The 17,795-nt window shown below is 72.8% G+C and carries 15 protein-coding genes and 2 rRNA genes; 13 read left to right on the forward strand and 4 right to left on the reverse strand.

The genetic code is table 11. The annotated features are described in order from the left end of the window. From AB0L56_RS07330 to AB0L56_RS07345, 4 genes are all read left to right on the forward strand, one after another. Positions 1-73: ribosomal RNA gene (locus AB0L56_RS07330) — 23S ribosomal RNA — on the forward strand; the annotation flags it as partial. 104 nt (positions 74-177) lie between these two features. Next, positions 178-294, forward strand: a 5S ribosomal RNA gene (gene rrf, locus AB0L56_RS07335). A gap of 213 nt (positions 295-507) precedes the next feature. After that, positions 508-1,542 carry a hypothetical protein gene (locus AB0L56_RS07340; RefSeq protein ID WP_365420648.1) on the forward strand — a complete coding sequence of 345 codons (1,035 nt, stop codon included), beginning with the start codon at positions 508-510 and terminating at the stop codon, positions 1,540-1,542. Beyond that, positions 1,434-2,159 carry a hypothetical protein gene (locus AB0L56_RS07345; RefSeq protein WP_361033140.1) on the forward strand — a complete coding sequence of 242 codons (726 nt, stop codon included), beginning with the start codon at positions 1,434-1,436 and terminating at the stop codon, positions 2,157-2,159. Before AB0L56_RS07340 ends, AB0L56_RS07345 begins: the two co-directional genes overlap by 109 nt. Before the next feature lie 58 nt (positions 2,160-2,217). On the opposite strand, the gene AB0L56_RS07350 is transcribed toward AB0L56_RS07345, so the two are convergent. Then, positions 2,218-3,510: a DUF1015 domain-containing protein gene (locus AB0L56_RS07350; RefSeq protein ID WP_365419999.1), complete on the reverse strand. Its 1,293-nt coding sequence runs from the start codon at positions 3,508-3,510 to the stop codon at positions 2,218-2,220. A gap of 68 nt (positions 3,511-3,578) precedes the next feature. Here AB0L56_RS07350 and AB0L56_RS07355 point away from each other — a divergent pair, with 68 nt between their 5' ends. From AB0L56_RS07355 to AB0L56_RS07370, 4 genes are all read left to right on the forward strand, one after another. Next, entirely contained in the window at positions 3,579-4,607 is a 1,029-nt protein-coding gene (locus AB0L56_RS07355; protein WP_365420002.1) for an HAD-IIA family hydrolase, read from the forward strand. A 69-nt stretch (positions 4,608-4,676) separates the two neighbouring features. Further along, complete coding sequence (locus AB0L56_RS07360; RefSeq protein WP_365420005.1) at positions 4,677-5,720, forward strand: iron chelate uptake ABC transporter family permease subunit; 1,044 nt, start codon at positions 4,677-4,679, stop codon at positions 5,718-5,720. Continuing rightward, positions 5,717-6,754 (forward strand): iron chelate uptake ABC transporter family permease subunit, encoded by a 1,038-nt coding sequence (locus AB0L56_RS07365; RefSeq protein ID WP_361032760.1) that lies wholly within the window; start codon positions 5,717-5,719, stop codon positions 6,752-6,754. The genes AB0L56_RS07360 and AB0L56_RS07365 overlap by 4 nt, the downstream gene beginning before the upstream one ends. Then, positions 6,751-7,635: an ABC transporter ATP-binding protein gene (locus tag AB0L56_RS07370; protein WP_365420009.1), complete on the forward strand. Its 885-nt coding sequence runs from the start codon at positions 6,751-6,753 to the stop codon at positions 7,633-7,635. Before AB0L56_RS07365 ends, AB0L56_RS07370 begins: the two co-directional genes overlap by 4 nt. 3 nt (positions 7,636-7,638) lie before the next feature. Here AB0L56_RS07370 and AB0L56_RS07375 read toward each other — a convergent pair whose 3' ends face one another. Beyond that, the gene (locus AB0L56_RS07375) at positions 7,639-7,986 is read right to left on the reverse strand and encodes a sterol-binding protein (protein WP_365420012.1); all 348 of its coding nucleotides are present in this window, start codon (positions 7,984-7,986) and stop codon (positions 7,639-7,641) included. 42 nt (positions 7,987-8,028) lie between these two features. Here AB0L56_RS07375 and AB0L56_RS07380 point away from each other — a divergent pair, with 42 nt between their 5' ends. The 5 genes from AB0L56_RS07380 (at position 8,029) to AB0L56_RS07400 (ending at position 13,960) form a co-directional block, all read left to right on the forward strand. Next, on the forward strand, positions 8,029-8,343 hold the full coding sequence (locus tag AB0L56_RS07380; protein ID WP_365420015.1) for a hypothetical protein: 315 nt from the start codon (positions 8,029-8,031) through the stop codon (positions 8,341-8,343). Between the two features lie 7 nt (positions 8,344-8,350). Then, positions 8,351-9,166, forward strand: a complete 816-nt coding sequence (locus AB0L56_RS07385) for a TlyA family RNA methyltransferase (protein WP_365420018.1) — start codon at positions 8,351-8,353, stop codon at positions 9,164-9,166. After that, complete coding sequence (locus tag AB0L56_RS07390; RefSeq protein ID WP_365420021.1) at positions 9,163-10,068, forward strand: NAD kinase; 906 nt, start codon at positions 9,163-9,165, stop codon at positions 10,066-10,068. The genes AB0L56_RS07385 and AB0L56_RS07390 overlap by 4 nt, the downstream gene beginning before the upstream one ends. 164 nt (positions 10,069-10,232) lie before the next feature. Then, complete coding sequence (gene recN / locus AB0L56_RS07395; RefSeq protein ID WP_365420023.1) at positions 10,233-11,975, forward strand: DNA repair protein RecN; 1,743 nt, start codon at positions 10,233-10,235, stop codon at positions 11,973-11,975. A gap of 863 nt (positions 11,976-12,838) precedes the next feature. Beyond that, positions 12,839-13,960: a glycosyltransferase family 4 protein gene (locus AB0L56_RS07400; protein WP_365420025.1), complete on the forward strand. Its 1,122-nt coding sequence runs from the start codon at positions 12,839-12,841 to the stop codon at positions 13,958-13,960. Between the two features lie 14 nt (positions 13,961-13,974). Here the strand turns inward: AB0L56_RS07400 and AB0L56_RS07405 are convergent, their stop codons facing one another. Next, positions 13,975-15,606 carry a PucR family transcriptional regulator ligand-binding domain-containing protein gene (locus AB0L56_RS07405; protein WP_361032784.1) on the reverse strand — a complete coding sequence of 544 codons (1,632 nt, stop codon included), beginning with the start codon at positions 15,604-15,606 and terminating at the stop codon, positions 13,975-13,977. Positions 15,607-15,741: 135 nt separating this feature from the next. Next, positions 15,742-17,544 carry a glycoside hydrolase family 15 protein gene (locus tag AB0L56_RS07410; protein ID WP_365420652.1) on the reverse strand — a complete coding sequence of 601 codons (1,803 nt, stop codon included), beginning with the start codon at positions 17,542-17,544 and terminating at the stop codon, positions 15,742-15,744. Positions 17,545-17,795: the final 251 nt, after the last annotated feature.

Below are 17,795 nucleotides of genomic sequence, written 5' to 3' on the forward strand. Positions count from 1 at the left end.
GTTGATAGGCCGGATATGGAAGCACGGTAACGTGTGGAGTTGACCGGTACTAATAGGCCGAGGGCTTGTCCTCAGTTGCTCGCGTCCACTGTGTTAGTTCTGAGACAACGACCGTTGTCGGCTTTGAGCAGAACACACAATAGAAGAGTGTGCTTGTTCGCTCGAAACCATTAGGGTTTCGGTGGTCATAGCGTAGGGGAAACGCCCGGTTACATTCCGAACCCGGAAGCTAAGCCTTACAGCGCCGATGGTACTGCAGGGGGGACCCTGTGGGAGAGTAGGACGCCGCCGAACAATCTTTGGAAGGACCCCTGGTCACCAGCGTTCAGCTGGGACCAGGGGTCCTTTTTTATTTATGCTTGCGGTACCGAAGACAGGAGTCACCGATGTCCACCAACTCTCCCGACGACCGACCGGAGCGCGACCAGAGGCGACGGGACAGTGGTGACCGGCCGAACCGCGCCGACCGTGGCGGCCAGCGCGGCGGTCCGCGCCGAGGCGATCGCGATGACCGCGACCGTGGATTCCGTGGCAGCGGAGAGCGTCCTCCTTTCCGTCGTGACGACCGGGACCGTGACAGGGACCGGGGTGGCGACCGTGACCGTGGGTTCCGCCGCGACGACCGTGCCGGTGGCCGGCCGGAGCGCGGTGATTTCCGCGGGCGCGACGACAACCGCGGTGGTGAACGCGGTGGCTACCGCGGCCGTGACGACCGCAGGGACGATCGCCGTGACGACCGCAGGGACGATCGACGCGAAGGCGACCGCGGCGACCGTGGCGGGTACCGGCGTGACGACAGCCGTGGCGGCGACCGGGACCGCGGTGGCTACCGCCGCGACGACCGTGGCGACCGTGGCGACCGCGGTGGCTTCCGGCGCGATGACCGGGGGGACGACCGGGGTGACCGTGGCGGGTTCCGGCGCGATGACCGGCGGGACGACCGGGATCGCGGCGGCTACCGCGGCCGTGACGACCGCCGTGACGACCGCAGGGACGACCGACGTGAAGGCGACCGCGGCGACCGTGGCGGATACCGTCGCGAGGACACTCGTCGCGACGACCGGGATCGCGGCGGCTACCGCCGCGACGACCGGGGTGGCCGCGACGACCGCGGTGGCTTCCGGCGCGATGACCGCGGCGACCGTGGCGGGTACCGGCGTGACGACAGCCGTGGCGGCGACCGGGACCGCGGCGGTTACCGCCGCGACGACCGGGGTGGCCGCGACGACCGTGGCGGCTTCCGTCGTGACGACAGCCGTCGCGACGACCGGGACCGTGGCGGCTACCGTGGCCGCGATGACCGGGGGCGCGGTCCTCGCCGGGACGAACGCGGCGGACGCCCCGGCGGCTACCGCGGCCGGGACGACCGGCAGGGCGGCGGGCGCTTCCGCGACGACCGTGACCGGGACCGCGACCGCGAGCCCATCAAGCGGCTGCCGATCCCCGAGGACGTCACGGGCGAGGAGATCGACAAGGACGTACGGCAGGAGCTGCAGAGCCTGCCCAAGACGCTCGCGGAGGACGTCGCCAAGAACCTGGTGATGGTCGCCCGGCTCATCGACGAGGACCCCGAGGGCGCCTACGGCTACTCCAGGGTCGCCCTGCGGCTGGCGTCACGCGTCGCGGCCGTCCGCGAGGCCGCCGGTTTCGCCGCGTACGCCAACCAGAAGTACTCCGAGGCGCTCGCCGAGTTCCGGGCCGCGCGGCGGATGACCGGGACCGTGGAGCTGTGGCCGCTCATGGCCGACTGCGAGCGCGGGCTCGGCCGGCCGGAGAAGGCGCTGGACATGGCCGGGGCGCCCGAGGTGCAGAAGCTGGACAAGGCCGGCCAGGTGGAGATGCGGCTCGTCGCCGCCGGCGCCCGGCGTGACCTGGGACAGCTCGACGCGGCAATCGTGACGCTGCAGAGCTCCGAGCTGGCGTCCCACTCCGTCCAGCCGTGGACCGCGCGGCTGCGCTACGCGTACGCGGACGCGCTGCTCGCGGCCGGCCGGAGCGGTGAGGCACGCGAGTGGTTCGCCAAGGCCGTCGAGGCCGACCGGGAGGGCAGCACCGACGCCTCCGACCGGCTGGCCGAGCTGGACGGCGTGGAGTTCATGGACGCCCTCGCCGAGGACGAGGCCGACGACGTCGTGAACGAGGACGACGACAAGGACTGACGTCCCCGGCGCGCAACCGGGACGAAGGGGCGGGTCTCTCCGGAGGCCCGCCCCTTCGTCATAGATCGAGCGCCCGCAGTACCAGACCCGAGGCCGGCTTGGGGCCGAAGGACGTCGACTTGCGCGGCATCGTGACGCCCTGACGCGCCAGGTCGCGGACGAGGTCCTCGTGCACCGGATGCATCAGCACGGCCGTGCCGCCGTCGCGTTCCGCCTTCTCGACCGTGGCGGCCGTGTCGTGGATGTACGCGATGTGCGCGGGGGCGTCCGGGACGCGCCAGACATGGTCGAGGAGCGTGGCGTGCAGCACCGTCGCGTCCAGGGTGCGCCAGGCCGCCGGCCGGTCGGCGGGGACCGTGTGCGCCAGCAGCTCGGGATCCGGCCGGTCGACGAGGTGGAAGGCGCCGTCTCCGGCGAGGAGGAAGGCGTTGCCCTTCGCGGCCGCCTCGGCCAGGGCGTCCATCGCCTCGGACAGCGGTACCTGCACGCGGCGGACGCGGAAGAGGCCGTCGAGCGCGGCCACGGCGTCCGCGACCGGCACCTGGTGCAGCAGCCGGTGGATGGCGCGCACCCGCAGGGGGTAGCGGGCGGTGTCGACGAGGAGCACCAGGCCGTGGTCCCAGGGGCCGGGGGAGGGGTGCTCCGCCCGGAGACGCCGGTAGGTCGCCCAGCGGTGGTGGCCGTCGGCGATGAGCGCCTGGTGTCCGGCGAGTTCCTTCTGCACCCCGGCCAGGTCGCAGGGGTCGGTGACGGACCACAGCCGGTGGTGGAAACCGTCCTCCGTGGTGGTCGCGAGCAGGGGCGGCTGTACGGCTGTGCGTTCGATCAGGCCGGCCGTGACGGTCGCCTCGCCGTCGCCGCCCCGGTAGGTGAGCAGCAGGGGCTCCAGGTTCGCGGAGGTGGCCCGCATCAGATCCGCGCGGTCGGCGACGATGTGCGGCATGACGTCCTCGTGCGGCAGCACCAGCTGCTCGTCGGGATCGGAGACCCGCAGGACGCCGATGATGCCGCGCTGCAGCATGCCGTCGCCGTCGCGCTGCTCGTAGACGTACAGGCCAGGTTCGGGGTCGGCGGTCAGGACGCCCTCGGAGCGCCAGCGGCGGAGCGTCTCGGCGGCCTGGGCGTTGCGGGCCTCGGGCGTGGCGGCCTCGGGCAGGATCAGCCGGACGATGTTGTGGGGGTCGGCGGACTGGAGGTGGTGCAGGCCGTCGGGACGGACGACGACGTCGTACGGCGGGGATGTCACGGCGGCCAGGCTGCCGACCCGGTCGGGGTCGTAACGGAGGCCGCGGAACGGGGTGAGTTCCAGGACCCGGGGCGCCTTTGCTTCCGAGTGACCTGCAGTGTTCATCTCGGCATCGTAAGGGTTCGCGGGCATGGGGGATGATCGGAGGAAAGCCGTCGAACGAGGAGTGCGGAATGAGCCGGAGCGTCAGGACGAGGCCCGAGGGCAGTGGGCGGGCCCTGAACGAGGCGTACGACACGGCGCTGCTCGACCTCGACGGTGTGGTGTACGCGGGCGGGAGGGCCATCGTCCATGCGGTGGAATCGCTCGCCACGGCCCGCGAGGGCGGCATGCACCTCGCCTACGTGACCAACAATGCGCTGCGCACCCCGGACGCCGTGGCCGCGCATCTGACCGAGCTGGGCATCCCCGCACAGGCCGGTGACATCATCACATCCGCCCAGGCGGTTGCCCGGCTGATCAGCGAGCAGGTGCCGGAGGGCTCCCGGGTCCTGGTCGTCGGAGGGGAGGGGCTGCGGGTGGCGTTGCGCGAACGCGGCCTGCTGCCGGTGGAATCGGCGGACGACGATCCGGCGGCGGTCGTGCAGGGCTACGGCGGGCCCGAACTGCCGTGGGGGCGCTTCGCGGAGGCGTCGTACGCCGTCGCGCGCGGGGTGCCGTGGTTCGCGTCCAACACGGACCTGACGATCCCCAGCGACCGGGGCATCGCGCCGGGTAACGGCGCGGCCGTGGAGGTCGTACGGATCGCGACGGGGGCCGAGCCGCAGGTGGCGGGCAAGCCGCTGCCGCCGATGCACCGGGAGACGATCCTGCGGACGGGCGCCAAGCGGCCGCTGGTCGTGGGTGACCGGCTGGACACGGACATCGAGGGCGCGTTCAACGGCGGGGTCGACTCGCTGCTGGTGCTGACCGGGGTGACGGACGGCGCGCTGCTCCTCGCCGCACCCCCGCGGCACCGGCCGACGTATGTCGACGCCGACCTGCGGGGGCTGCTCACCGGGCAGCCCGAGGTCGTCGCGGCGGGCGACGGGTTCCGGTGCGGTGGCTGGACGGCGAGGGCCGGGGCCGCGGAGCTGGAGCTCGACGGGGAAGGGACCGCGACGGACGGGCTGCGGGCGCTGTGCGCGGCAGCGTGGACGGCGGCCGGTGACGGTATGTGCGAGCTGGACAGTGGGAAGGCGCTGGCACGGCTGGGATGGTGAACCCCCGTGAGGGCGGGTGGACGGGCCTGCGGATCATGATCGATTGGCAGGGTAGGCTAACCTAACCGCGTGTTGGTCGAGAGTCCCCCCGAACAGCGCGCGGAGAGTGCCTCCGCGCCCCCGAAGCGCCGGGCGATACGCGTCCTCGGGCTGCCGGTTTCCGTCGCGGTCCTGGTGGTCGTCGCGCTGGCCAGTATCGCCGTCGGGGCGAAGGAGCTGTCCCTGGAACAGGTGTGGCACGGTCTGTTCGGCGCTTCGGGCACCTACGGCGACGTCGTCGTGGCCGACAGGCTGTCACGAACCGTTCTGGGACTGCTTGCGGGCGCCGCTCTCGGGCTGGCGGGAGCGGTCCTCCAGGCGCTGACCCGCAACCCGCTGGCCGACCCCGGACTGCTCGGCATCAACGCGGGCGCGTCGGCGGCGGTGGTCACCGCCGTCACCTTCTTCGGGGTCACCTCGCTGTCCGGGTATGTGTGGTTCGCGTTCCTCGGCGCGGCGGCGGTCGGCGCGCTGGTGTGGTTCCTCGGCGGCAGCAGGGGCGCGACGCCGGTGCGGCTGGTGCTCGCCGGTACGGCCATCAGCGCGGCGCTCTACGGCTATCTGCAGGCCATCATGATCCTGGACCACGCGGCGCTCGGCCGGATGCGGTTCTGGACGGTGGGTTCGCTGGCCTCCGGCAGTGACGCGGCCATCCAGCAGGTTGTGCCCTTCCTGCTGGCCGGTTCCCTGCTGGCGCTGGCGCTCGCCCGGCCGCTGAACGCCATGGCGATGGGCGACGACACCGCCAAGGCCCTCGGCGCGAACCTGAACCGCACCCGGGCGCTGTCCATGCTGGCCGCGACCGTGCTGTGCGGCGCCGCGACCGCCGCCTGCGGGCCGATCATGTTCGTCGGTCTGATGGTGCCGCACGTCGTGCGGTCCTTCACCGGGCCCGACCTGCGCTGGATCCTGCCGTACGCGGCGATCCTGTCGCCGGTGCTGCTGCTGGGCGCCGATGTGCTCGGCCGGATCGTGGCCCGGCCCGCCGAGGTCCAGGTCGGCATCGTCACCGCGATCCTCGGCGGCCCGGTCTTCATCTTTCTCGTACGACGGCGGAGGACGGCCCAGCTGTGAAGACCAACCGCGCGGTGCGAACCCCCGGCGGCCTGTCGTTCCGGCTGGACGTGCGCGCCTTCACCGTCGTCGTCCTGCTGCTGGCCGTGGCGCTCGCCGCGAGTGTCGCGCTGATCGGCACCGGCGACTTCCCGATCCCCGCCGCCGACGTGCTCAGGACGCTGGTGGGCGAGGGCAACGCCGGCCAGGAGTTCATCGTCAACGAGCTGCGGCTGCCCCGGGTCCTGGTCGGGCTGCTGGTCGGCGCCTCGCTCGGGCTCGGCGGCGCGCTGTTCCAGTCCGTCTCCCGTAATCCGCTGGGCAGCCCCGACGTCCTCGGTCTCGGCCAGGGGGCGACGGCCGGCGCCCTCACGGTGATCGTGCTGTTCTCCGGCACCGCCAACCAGGTCGCGCTCGGCGCGCTCGCCGGCGGACTGCTCACCGGGTTCGCCATCTACGTACTCGCCTGGAAGCGGGGCGTCCACGGCTACCGTCTGGTCCTGGTCGGCATCGGTGTCTCCGCGATCGTCACGGCCGTCAACGGCTATCTGCTCACCAAGTCCGACATTATGGACGCCGCCCGCGCGGTCGTCTGGATGACCGGATCCCTGAACGGCCGTGACTGGGACCAGGTCTGGCCGCTGCTCGCCCTGTGCGCCGTTCTCGTACCGCTGGTCCTCGCCCATTCCGGGGCGCTCAGGATGATGGAGATGGGCGACGATGTCTCGTACGCCCTCGGCGTGCGCGTCGAGCGGGTACGGCTGGTGCTGATGCTGGCGGCCGTGCTGCTCACCGCGTCCGCGACGGCCGCCGCCGGACCGGTCAGCTTCGTCGCGCTCACCGCGCCGCAGCTCGCCCGGCGGCTGACCCGTTCCCCGGGGCCGAACCTGGTGGCGGCGCTGTGCATGGGCGCCGCGCTGCTCGTCGGTGCCGACTGGATCTCGCAGCGGGCGTTCGGCGCCGACCAGCTGCCCGTGGGCGTGGTCACCGGCGTGCTCGGCGGTGTCTATCTGCTGTGGCTGCTGGTCACCGAGCGCAGGGCGGGACGGATATGAGCCGCGGACGCACCGACACCAGCGGGCCGAACCACCGAAGGAGCACCGTGAACCGACTGTCCGCCGAGAACGTCACCCTGGCCTACGACCAGCGGGTCATCGCCGAACAGCTGTCGGTGGAGATACCGGACAACTCCTTCACCGTCATCGTCGGGCCGAACGCCTGCGGCAAGTCGACCCTGCTGCGGGCCCTGTCACGGATGCTCAAGCCCCAGGAGGGACGGGTCCTGCTCGACGGCCAGGTCATCCAGTCGATGCCCGCCAAGAAGGTCGCCCGCACCCTGGGACTGCTGCCCCAGTCGTCCATCGCGCCCGACGGCATCACGGTCGGCGACCTGGTTGGCCGCGGCCGCTACCCGCACCAGGGCCTGCTGCGCCAGTGGTCCGCCGAGGACGAACGCGTCGTATGGGAGTCGATGGCCCGCACCGGCGTCGCCGAGCTGGCGGAACGCTACGTCGACGAGCTCTCCGGCGGTCAGCGCCAGCGCGTGTGGATCGCCATGGCGCTGGCCCAGCAGACCCCGCTGCTGCTGCTCGACGAGCCGACCACCTACCTCGACATCCAGCACCAGATCGACGTCCTGGACCTGTGCGCGGACCTGCACGAGGAGCACGGGCGCACCCTCGTCGCCGTCCTGCACGACCTCAACCACGCCGCGCGGTACGCCACTCATCTCATCGCCCTGCGCGAGGGCAGTGTCATCGCCCAGGGCACGCCGAAGGACATCGTCACCGCCGGGCTGGTGGAGGAGGTTTTCGGGCTGCGCTGCCAGGTCATCGACGACCCCGAGACGGGCACCCCGCTCGTGGTGCCGGCCGCCCGCACGGCACGGGCCGAGCGCAAGGCGGCGGAGAAGGCGGGCGCCGCACGGGCCTCCTGAGCGTCACAGCAGCTTTCTGAGGCGGAACAGGTCGCGCAGCCCCGCCTCCAGCCGCACCCGGCCCGAGCCCCAGGCCTTGGCGAAGTGCAGCTCGCCGTCGACCAGGGCCACCAGGTCGTCACCCGTCATGGCGAGCCGTATCTGCGCCTTCTCGCGCGGCGGGCCGGGAAGTGTGTCGTGCACCTCGATCCGGCCGCCCGTGAGCCGGCCGGCGAAGGTCACCTCCAGGTCGGTGATGTGACAGCTGACGGAGCGGTCCATCGCCGCGGCCGCGCGGACGTCCCCCTCGGCGCTCTGCATGCTGTCCGAAAGCTTGTCGAGTGCGGCACGGCACTCCTCGATCGTGGCCATCGCGGACGACGGTACCGCAGCCGTTCGCGGTAGCGTCGGGGCATGAACGACGCAGCGCCGCAGGCCGGGACCGCGGAGCCGGACACCGGGGAACCGGACCGCGCCGGGCCCGTGCCGTCCGACGACGGCCCCGCCGCCCCCGCGCCCCTGGGCGTGCCGCGTACCCCCACCGGGCACGCCGAGGTGGACACCCACGTGCAGCGGCTGGCCGATGCCGACCACCTGACCACCGACGGCCATCTCGAGGTGTACGAGGATGTACACGGGGGGCTGCGCGAGGCGCTCACCGCGCTCGACGCCCGCCCGGGACCCCCGGGGCCGCCAGGGCCCCCGTCGGCACACGGACACAGGAGCTGAACCGAACGTGGCAGGAGTCGCACGCCGCCGTCTCGACGCGGAGCTGGTCCGCCGGAAACTCGCGCGCTCGCGCGAGCACGCCGGCCAGCTGATCGCCGCCGGCCGGGTCAGCGTCGGCAAGACGGTCGCGACCAAGTCCGCCACTCAGGTGGAGACGGCCGCCGCGATCGTCGTCGCCGAGGACGCCGGTGACCCGGACTACGTCTCGCGCGGCGGGCACAAGCTGGCCGGCGCCCTCGACGCCTTCGTACCGCGCGGACTGGTCGTCGAGGGGCGGCGGGCGCTCGACGCCGGCGCCTCCACCGGCGGCTTCACCGATGTGCTGCTGCGGGCCGGGGCCGCGCACGTGGTCGCGGTGGACGTCGGATACGGACAACTCGCCTGGAGTCTGCGCAACGATGAACGCGTCACCGTCAAGGACCGTACGAACGTACGGGAGTTGACGCTCGAGGTGATCGATGGGGAGCCTGTGGATCTGGTCGTGGGGGATCTGTCCTTCATCCCGCTCGGACTGGTGCTGCCCGCCCTGAAAAGGTGCGTGAAGCCGGACGCCGACCTGGTGATGATGGTGAAACCGCAGTTCGAGGTGGGCAAGGAGCGGCTGGGCAGCGGCGGAGTCGTCCGCAGCCCGCAGCTGCGTGCCGAGGCCGTGCGGGGAGTGGCCGCGAAGGCCTGGGAGCTGGGGCTCGGGGCGATGGGCGTGACGGCGAGTCCGCTGCCCGGGCCCTCGGGGAACGTCGAATACTTCTTGTGGCTGCGGGCCGGGGCTCCGGAACTGGACCCGGCCGATGTTGACCGTGCTGTGGCGGAGGGGCCCCATTGACCCAGAACCGAGCTCGTACTGTTTTCCTGCTGGCCCACACCGGGCGGCCCGCGGCCATCCGCAGCGCCGAACTCGTGGTCAGAGGGCTGCTGCGCAGCGGCCTCGGCGTGCGGGTCCTGGAGGACGAGGCCCGCGATCTGCCGCTGCCGGACGACGTGGAGACCGTCAAGGAGGCCACGCCGCAGTGTCTGGACGACTGCGAGCTGCTGATCGTGCTGGGCGGTGACGGCACGCTGCTGCGCGGCGCCGAGTTCGCCCGCGCCTCCGGGGTGCCCATGCTCGGCGTCAACCTCGGACGGGTCGGCTTCCTCGCCGAGGCCGAGCGGGACGATCTCGACAAGGTTGTCGACCGGGTGGTGAGCCGGTCGTACGAGGTCGAGGAACGGATGACCGTCGACGTCGTGGTGCAGTCCAACGGCGATATCGTGCACACGGACTGGGCGCTGAACGAGGCGGCCGTGCAGAAGGTGTCCGCCGAGCGGATGCTGGAGGTCGTGCTGGAGATCGACGGCAGGCCGGTCACCGCGTTCGGCTGCGACGGGATCGTCTGCGCGACCCCGACCGGGTCCACCGCGTACGCCTTCTCCGCCGGCGGGCCCGTGGTGTGGCCCGAGGTCGAGGCGCTGCTTTTGGTGCCGATCAGCGCGCACGCGCTGTTCGCCAAGCCGCTGGTGACCTCGCCGAACTCGGTGCTGGCGGTGGAGGTGCTGCCGCACGTCCCTCCGGGGGTGCTGTGGTGCGACGGGCGGCGCACGGTCGAGCTGCCGCGGGGCGCGCGGGTGGAGGTGCGGCGGGGGGCGGTGCCGGTGCGGTTGGCACGGTTGCACCATGCGTCCTTCACCGACCGGTTGGTCGCGAAGTTCGCGCTGCCGGTGTCCGGGTGGCGGGGGGCGCCGCATTAGCTGTCTCGACGGTGTGGTTGCGGAGCGTGGGCGGCTGCGGGTGATCGTGGCTTGTCGCGCTCACGCGGCGGAGCCGCATGTCGATACAGCCCCGCGCCCCTGAGGATGTCCACTCCCCTGGGTGACAAGGGCGGGGCGGTCGCACTCCCCGGCTGGGACCTCGTATGGTCGTGTCCGTGCTTGAGGAGATGCGGATACGGTCGCTCGGTGTCATCGACGACGCTGTTGTCGAGTTGTCGCCCGGCTTCACCGCCGTCACCGGTGAGACGGGCGCGGGCAAGACCATGGTGGTCACCAGCCTGGGCCTGCTGCTGGGCGGACGCGCGGATGCGGCCCTGGTGCGGATCGGCGCGCGGAACGCGGTCGTCGAGGGACGGATCGCCGTGCCCGAGGGCACTGCGGCGGTCGTGCGCGCCGAGGAGGCCGGGGCCGAGCTGGACGACGGGACGCTGCTGGTCAGCCGTACGGTTTCCGCCGAGGGGCGCTCACGGGCGCACCTGGGCGGGCGGAGCGTGCCGGTGGGGCTGCTCGCGGAGCTCGCCGACGACCTCGTGGCCGTGCACGGGCAGACCGACCAGCAGGGGCTGCTGAAGCTGTCCCGGCAGCGGCAGGCGCTCGACCGGTATGCCGGGTACGCGGTCGCCGGGCCGCTCGGCAAGTACGGCGAGGCGTACAAGCGGCTGCGGGCCGTCACCACGGAGCTGGAGGAGATCACCACGCGCGCGCGGGAGCGGGCGCAAGAGGCCGACCTGCTGCGTTTCGGGCTCGAGGAGATCGCCGCCGTGGAGCCCCGCGCGGGTGAGGACGTGGAGCTGGCGGAGGAGGCCGAGCGGCTCGGGCACGCGGAGGCGCTGGCGTCCGCCGCGGCGGTCGCGCACGCCGCGCTGGCCGGGAATCCGGAGGACCCGGAGGGCGTGGACGCCGGGACGCTCGTCGCGGGCGCCCAGCGGGCCCTGGAGGCAGTGCGGGCCCACGATCCCGCGTTGGCGGCGCTGACCGACCGGATCGGGGAGATCGGCATCCTGCTGCGGGACGTCGCGGGGGAACTGGCGGGGTACGCCGACGACCTCGACTCCGATCCGCTGCGGCTGGCGGCGGTCGAGGAGCGGCGGGCCGCGCTCACCGGGCTGGTCCGCAAGTACGGCGAGGATGTCTCCGGCGTACTGGCGTGGGCCGAGCGGAGCACCGCGCGGCTGACCGAACTGGACGGCGACGACGAGCGGATCGGTGAGCTCACCGCCGAGCGTGACGCACTCCGCGCCGAACTGGGCGTCCTGGCGCAGGAGCTGACCGACGCGCGGACGGAGGCGGCGGAGCGGTTCGCGGCGGCCGTGACCGCGGAGCTGGCCTCGCTCGCGATGCCGCACGCGCGCGTGTCGTTCGACATCCGGCAGACCGAGGACCCGGAGGGCGTCGAGGTCGGCGGCCGGACGGTCGCCTACGGGCCGTCGGGCGTGGACGAGGTCGAGCTGCTGCTGGCCCCCCACCCGGGGGCGCCGCCCCGGCCCATCGCCAAGGGGGCGTCCGGCGGTGAGCTGTCGCGGGTGATGCTGGCCGTGGAGGTCGTGTTCGCGGGAACGGACCCGGTGCCCACCTACCTCTTCGACGAGGTCGACGCCGGTGTGGGCGGCAAGGCGGCGGTGGAGATCGGGCGGCGGCTCGCGCGGCTGGCGAAGACGGCGCAGGTCGTGGTCGTCACGCATCTGCCGCAGGTGGCCGCGTTCGCCGACCGGCAACTGCTGGTGGAGAAGACCAACGACGGATCGGTCACCCGTTCCGGCGTGAAGGTGCTCGAGGGCGAGGACCGCGTCCGGGAGCTGTCCCGGATGCTCGCCGGCCAGGAGAACTCCGAGACCGCCCGCGCACACGCGGAGGAACTCCTGGCCACGGCACGAGCGGACATGTAGCTCACCCCCCAGGGGCACAGGGAACTGCGCGACGTCCGTCCGATGCCGGGTGGGTTGCCGATGGGCGTGGGAGTGGCTCCCCTCCGGGGGCGCGGGGAACTGCGCGACGTCCGTCCGATGCCGGGTGGGTTGCCGATGGGCGTGGGAGTGGCTCCCCTCCGGGGGCGCGGGGAACTGCGCGACGGTGGTTGGACGCCGGGTGGGTTGCCGATGGGCGTGGGAGTGGCTCCCCTCCGGGGGCGCGGGGAACTGCGCGACGGTGGTTGGACGCCGGGTAGGTTGCCGATGGGCGTGGGAGTGGCTCCCCTCCGGGGGCGCGGGGAACTGCGCGACGGCTGTCGGACGCCGGGTGGGTTACGGATGGGCGTGGGAGTGGCTCCCTTCAGGGGCGCGGGGAACTGCGCGACGTCCGTCCGATGCCGGGTGGGTTACGGATGGGCGTGGGAGTGGCTCCCTTCAGGGGCGCGGGGAACTGCGCGACGTCCGTCCGACGCCGGGTGGGTTACGGATGGGCGTGGGAGTGGCTCCCCTTCGGGGGCGCGGGGAACTGCGCGACGGCTGTTGGACGCCGGGTGGGTTGCCGATGGGCGTGGGAGCAGCTCCCCTTCAGGGGCGCGGGTGCGCGACCTTGGTTGGACGCCGGTGCGTCAGCGAGCAGGGTCGGAAGGGGCCTCCCTGTCACTCGTCCGGGTGATCCGGTGACAGGGGTGGACCGGTGATACTGCTCCGGTGGTTCCCGGAACGGGTGTGCGCCCTGGCATGCTTGACGCAGTACGCGTAGGGAACCGCGCGGTACACCCCCTCCGCACGGTCCTTCTGTACGTTCTTCGTGACCGTCCGACCCGAACCAGGAGCCCGGCCACGTGACCCCCGTGAGCAGCCACTCGTCCATGCGCACCGTGCAGGTGCTGGGCGGTGGCAACGCCGCCAGCGGCGCCCATGTGCGCTCGCTGGCCGCGGGGCTCGTCGCACGGGGCGTGCGGGTCACGGTGTGCGCTCCCGTGGAGGCGGATCGCACCTACGGCTTCACCGGTGTCGGCGCCGACCACGTGCATGTGCCGCGCAGCAGCGACCCGGGTTCGGTGGCCGCGCTGCGGGCCGCCTGCACGGGCGCCGACCTGGTGCACGCGCACGGGCTGCACGCCTCGTTCAGAACCGTGCTCGCCCTCAGCGGCCGGCGTACACCGCTCATCGTCACCTGGCACGACCGCGCGCACGCCGACGGCCCGCGCGCCCACTTCCTGCGCGTGCTGGAGCGGCGCGTCGTCAAGGCGGCCACCGTGGTGCTCGGCACGACGTCCCCCCTCGTGGACCGGGCGCGCCGCACGGGAGCGCGGGACGCGCGGCTGGCCGCCGTCTCCCTCCCCGGTCCCCGAACTCCCCCGGAGCCGGACGACCCCGACCGGCTGCGGTCCAAGGTGAGGGCCGAACTCGGCGCCATCGGACGCCCGTTGCTCATCGCCATCGGCTCCCTCGAACGGCACCGGGGCTACGACGTCCTGCTGGACGCCGCCCACGCGTGGCGGCGCCTCGACCCGGTTCCGCTGGTGGTGCTCGCGGGGGAGGGACCGCTGCGCGGGGAACTCCAGCGCCGGATCGAGGACGAGGAACTGCCCGTCCGGCTCGCCGGCCGGCGCGAGGACGCCGCCGATCTGCTCGCCGCCGCCGACATCGCGCTGCTGCCGAGCCGGTGGGAGGCGCGCTCCCCGCTCGCCCAGGAGGCGCTCCACGCGCGCGTGCCGCTCGTCGCGACCCGCGTGGGCGGCATCCCCGAACTCGTCGGCGACGCCGCCGAACTCGTCCCGTACGGCAATGCGCGGGCGCTCGCCGACGCCGTCGTACGGCTGCTGGCCGATCCCGGGCGGCGGGAGCTGCTCAGGGAACGGGGTGTGCGGCAGGTGGCCACCTGGCCGACCGAGGACGAGACGGTCGCTCAGGTGCTCAGCGTGTACGACGAGTTGACCCTGCCCCGGCCGCTGGTCTGACCCGGCCCGCGCGGTCAGGGCACGTGCCGCCGGGCCCGCAGGGCGAGGCTCAACGCCAGGACGGTCCCCGGGTCGTCGAGGTCGGTGCCCAGCAACTCCCCGATGCGGGCAAGCCGGTTGTACAGCGTCTGCCGGTTCAGATGCAGTTCGCGTGCCGTCTCCGCCTTGCGTCCGGCGTGTGCCAGATAGGTCTCCAGTGTGGGCAGCAACGGCGGTCTGGAGCGCCGGTCATGATCGAGGACCGGACCGATCGCACGGTCCACGAACGCCGCCAGGTCCGGATGGTCACGCAGCCGCCACAGCAGCAGGTCGATGTCCAGCCGGCGGGCGTCGTACCAGGGACGGTCGGGCAGGCCCTGCGCCGCGGTGGCGGTCTCCGCCGCGTGCCGCAGCCCCGTGGACGCCGCCGCCCAGCCGCCGGAGGGCCCGACCACCACGACGGGCGGCCCGCCACCCGGCCGTAGCATCCCCGCGCGCTCCACCCCGGCCCGCAGCGCGGCCGCCACCCGGTCCGCGACCGCCGGCCTCTCCGCCTCGGCGCGCAGCCCGAGCAGCAGCACCACCCGCCCCTCGACCGGCCGCACCCCGAGCAGCACGGGCACCCCGAGCGAGGCCAGCTCCTCACCCACCGCACGCGCCAGCACCGCCCAGCCGCCGCCCTGCGGGGACAGCGCGTCGCCGAGCCGCATCACCACCGGAAGCAGCGGCCCGCTGCCGGGCTTGAAGCCGAGCACACGCGCCTGCGCGGGCGCGTCCTGAGCGGTGACACGGCCCTCGGCGAGGTCGGTGAGGAAGTCCCCGCGGCCCCGCGCCGCCAGCTCCTCCTCCTGACGCGCCTGCATCAGCACCACCGCGAGGATGCCCGCGGCCCGCTCGGCCGCCATCCGGTGCACCGGCTCCGGCGTGCTGCGGACCGGCAGCAGCACCAGCCGCGCCCGTACGCCGCCGCTGCCGGGGCCGCCGCCGGGCACGTCCACCAGGGCCGTACCGGCCGGCGGATCGTCCCGGTGCCGCTCGCGCAGCCCTTCCCACACCTGGAGCGGGTCCGCGCCCTCGGGGCCCTCGCCGGCCGCGTACAGCAGCTGTCCGTCGGTTGTCTCCAGGAACACCGGGTTTCCGGTGAACCCGGCGAGGATCTCCAGGACCTGGGGAACCCCGCCGCCGCCCAGCAGCGCCTCGGTGCAGCGGCGGTGCACCTCCTCCGCGCGTTGCAGCAGCGCGTAGTGCCCGTTGACGATCTCGGTGTGGATCTCCTCGGTGACCGCCACGAACGGCACCTCTCGGTGCAGCTGGACCAGCGGCAGGCCCGCCGTCCGGGCCGCGTCGACGAGGGCGGCGGGCAGCCGGGTGAAGCGCGGGCCCAGCTCCACCACGAGCGCCGCGATGCCCCGCTCGGCCAGCGTCCGCACGAACGCCCGCTGCTCGGCCGGGCGGGTGCCCAGTCCGTACCCGGTGGTCAGCAGCAGTTCGCCGCCCTTGAGCAGCGAGGCGATGTTCGGCACCTCGCCCGCGTGCACCCAGCGCACCGAGCGCCCCAGCCGGTCGGCGCCCGCCACCACCTCCGGCAGCCCACTGCGCAGCCCGGGCAGCTCCAGCGCCCGCCGCACGGTGATCCCGGCACCCCGGGTCTCGTATCCGCTGTCCATACCGGGACGCTACCTGCGCGGATGTCCCTGGTACATCCGTGGCCCGGGGTTGGCGCGGTGAAGATCGTCTACCGGAGGCGGGTGGCCGGGGCGGCGAGCGGACTCCGACGGCGCTCGCGCCCCGGTAGCCGTGGCTCAGCCCCCGTATGCTCCCGAGGCCGTCAGGCGTAGGGCCGTGTCGATGAGGGGCACGTGGCTGAAGGCCTGGGGGAAGTTGCCGACCTGGCGCTGCAGACGCGGGTCCCATTCCTCCGCGAGGAGGCCGAGGTCGTTGCGCAGGGCGAGCAGCTTCTCGAAGAGCTTCCTCGCCTCGTCCACCCGGCCGATCATCGCCAGGTCGTCCGCCATCCAGAACGAGCAGGCGAGAAACGCCCCCTCGTCGCCGGGCAGGCCGTCGACGCCCTGGTGCGCTCCATCGGTCGGGTAGCGCAGGATGAAACCGTCGGACGTCGACAGCTCGCGCTGGATCGCCTCGATGGTGCCGATCACGCGCTTGTCGTCCGGCGGCAGGAAGCCCATCTGCGGGATCAGCAGCAGGGAGGCGTCGAGCTCCTTGGAGCCGTAGGCCTGGGTGAAGGTGTTGCGTTCCTTGTCGTAGCCCTTTTCGCACACGTCCCGGTGGATGTCGTCGCGCAGCTGCTTCCACCTGTCCAGCGGGCCGTCGGCGTCGCCGGACTCGATGAGCTTGATGGTGCGGTCGACGGCGACCCAGGCCATCACCTTGGAGTGCACGAAGTGGCGCCGAGGTCCGCGCACCTCCCAGATGCCCTCGTCCGGCTCCTGCCAGTGCTTCTCCAGGTACCGGATCAGCTTCAGCTGGAGCAGCGAGGCGTAGTCGTTGCGGGCCAGGCCCGTCATATGGGCCAGGTGCAGGGCCTCGGTGACCTCGCCGTACACATCGAGCTGGAGCTGGTGCGCCGCGCCGTTGCCCACCCGGACCGGGGCGGAGTTCTCATAGCCGGGCAGCCAGTCCAGCTCCGCCTCGCCGAGCTCGCGCTCGCCGGCGATGCCGTACATGATCTGCAGGTTCTCCGGGTCGCCGGCCACCGCGCGCAGCAGCCACTCGCGCCAGGCGCGGGCCTCCTCGCGGTAGCCGGTGCGCAGCAGCGAGGACAGGGTGATCGCCGCGTCCCGGAGCCAGGTGTAGCGGTAGTCCCAGTTGCGGACGCCGCCGATGTCCTCCGGCAGGGAGGTGGTGGGCGCGGCGACGATGCCGCCGGTCGGCGCGTAGGTGAGGGCCTTGAGCGTGATCAGGGAGCGGATCACGGCCTCCCGGTAGGGGCCGTGGTACGTACAGTGCTCGACCCACGCGCGCCAGAAGTCCTCCGTCGCCTGCAGCGACTGCTCCGGCTCCGGCAGCCCCGGGGGCTGCTTGTGGGACGGCTCCCAGGACAGGGTGAACGCGATCCGCTCACCCGGCGCGACGGTGAAGTCCGAGTACGTGGTCAGCGCCTTGCCGTAGGTCTTCACGGAGGTGTCGAACCACACCGAGTCCGGGCCGGCGACGGCGACCGTACGCCCCTCGTGCCGGTGCACCCAGGGCACGACCCGGCCGTAGGAGAACCGCATCCGGAGCGCCGAGCGCATGGGCACCCGGCCCGAGACGCCCTCCACGATGCGGATCAGCTGCGGGGCGCCGTCGCGCGGGGGCATGAAATCCGTCACCCGGACCGTGCCGCGCGGGGTGTCCCACTCCGATTCCAGGATCAGTGAGTCGCCGCGGTAGCCGCGCCGGGTCGCGGTGGGCGGTTCGGCGTCGGCGGCGTGCGCGGGGCCCAGCCGCCAGAAGCCGTGTTCCTCGGTGCCCAACAGGCCGGCGAAGATGGCGTGCGAGTCGAAGCGGGGCAGGCAGAGCCAGTCCACCGTGCCGTCCCGGCAGACCAGCGCGGCGGTCTGCATGTCTCCGATGAGTGCGTAGTCTTCGATGCGCCCGGCCACGTGCATCTCCAGTCGAACGGCCACGTCACCCCTCAAGGGGGTTGTCGCTGGTGCGGTCAAGGGTTTTTTGCAATGCGTCGTTGAGCTGTGAAGCAAAGCAGTCGCTCAGCCGTGAATGCAAAGCGCCAATTGTTGCTCAACGAACTGACGAGCTCACGTTGTTCCGGAACTTACGGGCGGGGGTGGTGCCGTTCGGCCGGCCGGGCTCGGCAGCGAGGTGTCCGAGCAGGATACGACGCACGTAGATGATC

It is taken from the genome of Streptomyces sp. NPDC052079, from assembly GCF_040680275.1.
Classification (GTDB): domain Bacteria; phylum Actinomycetota; class Actinomycetes; order Streptomycetales; family Streptomycetaceae; genus Streptomyces.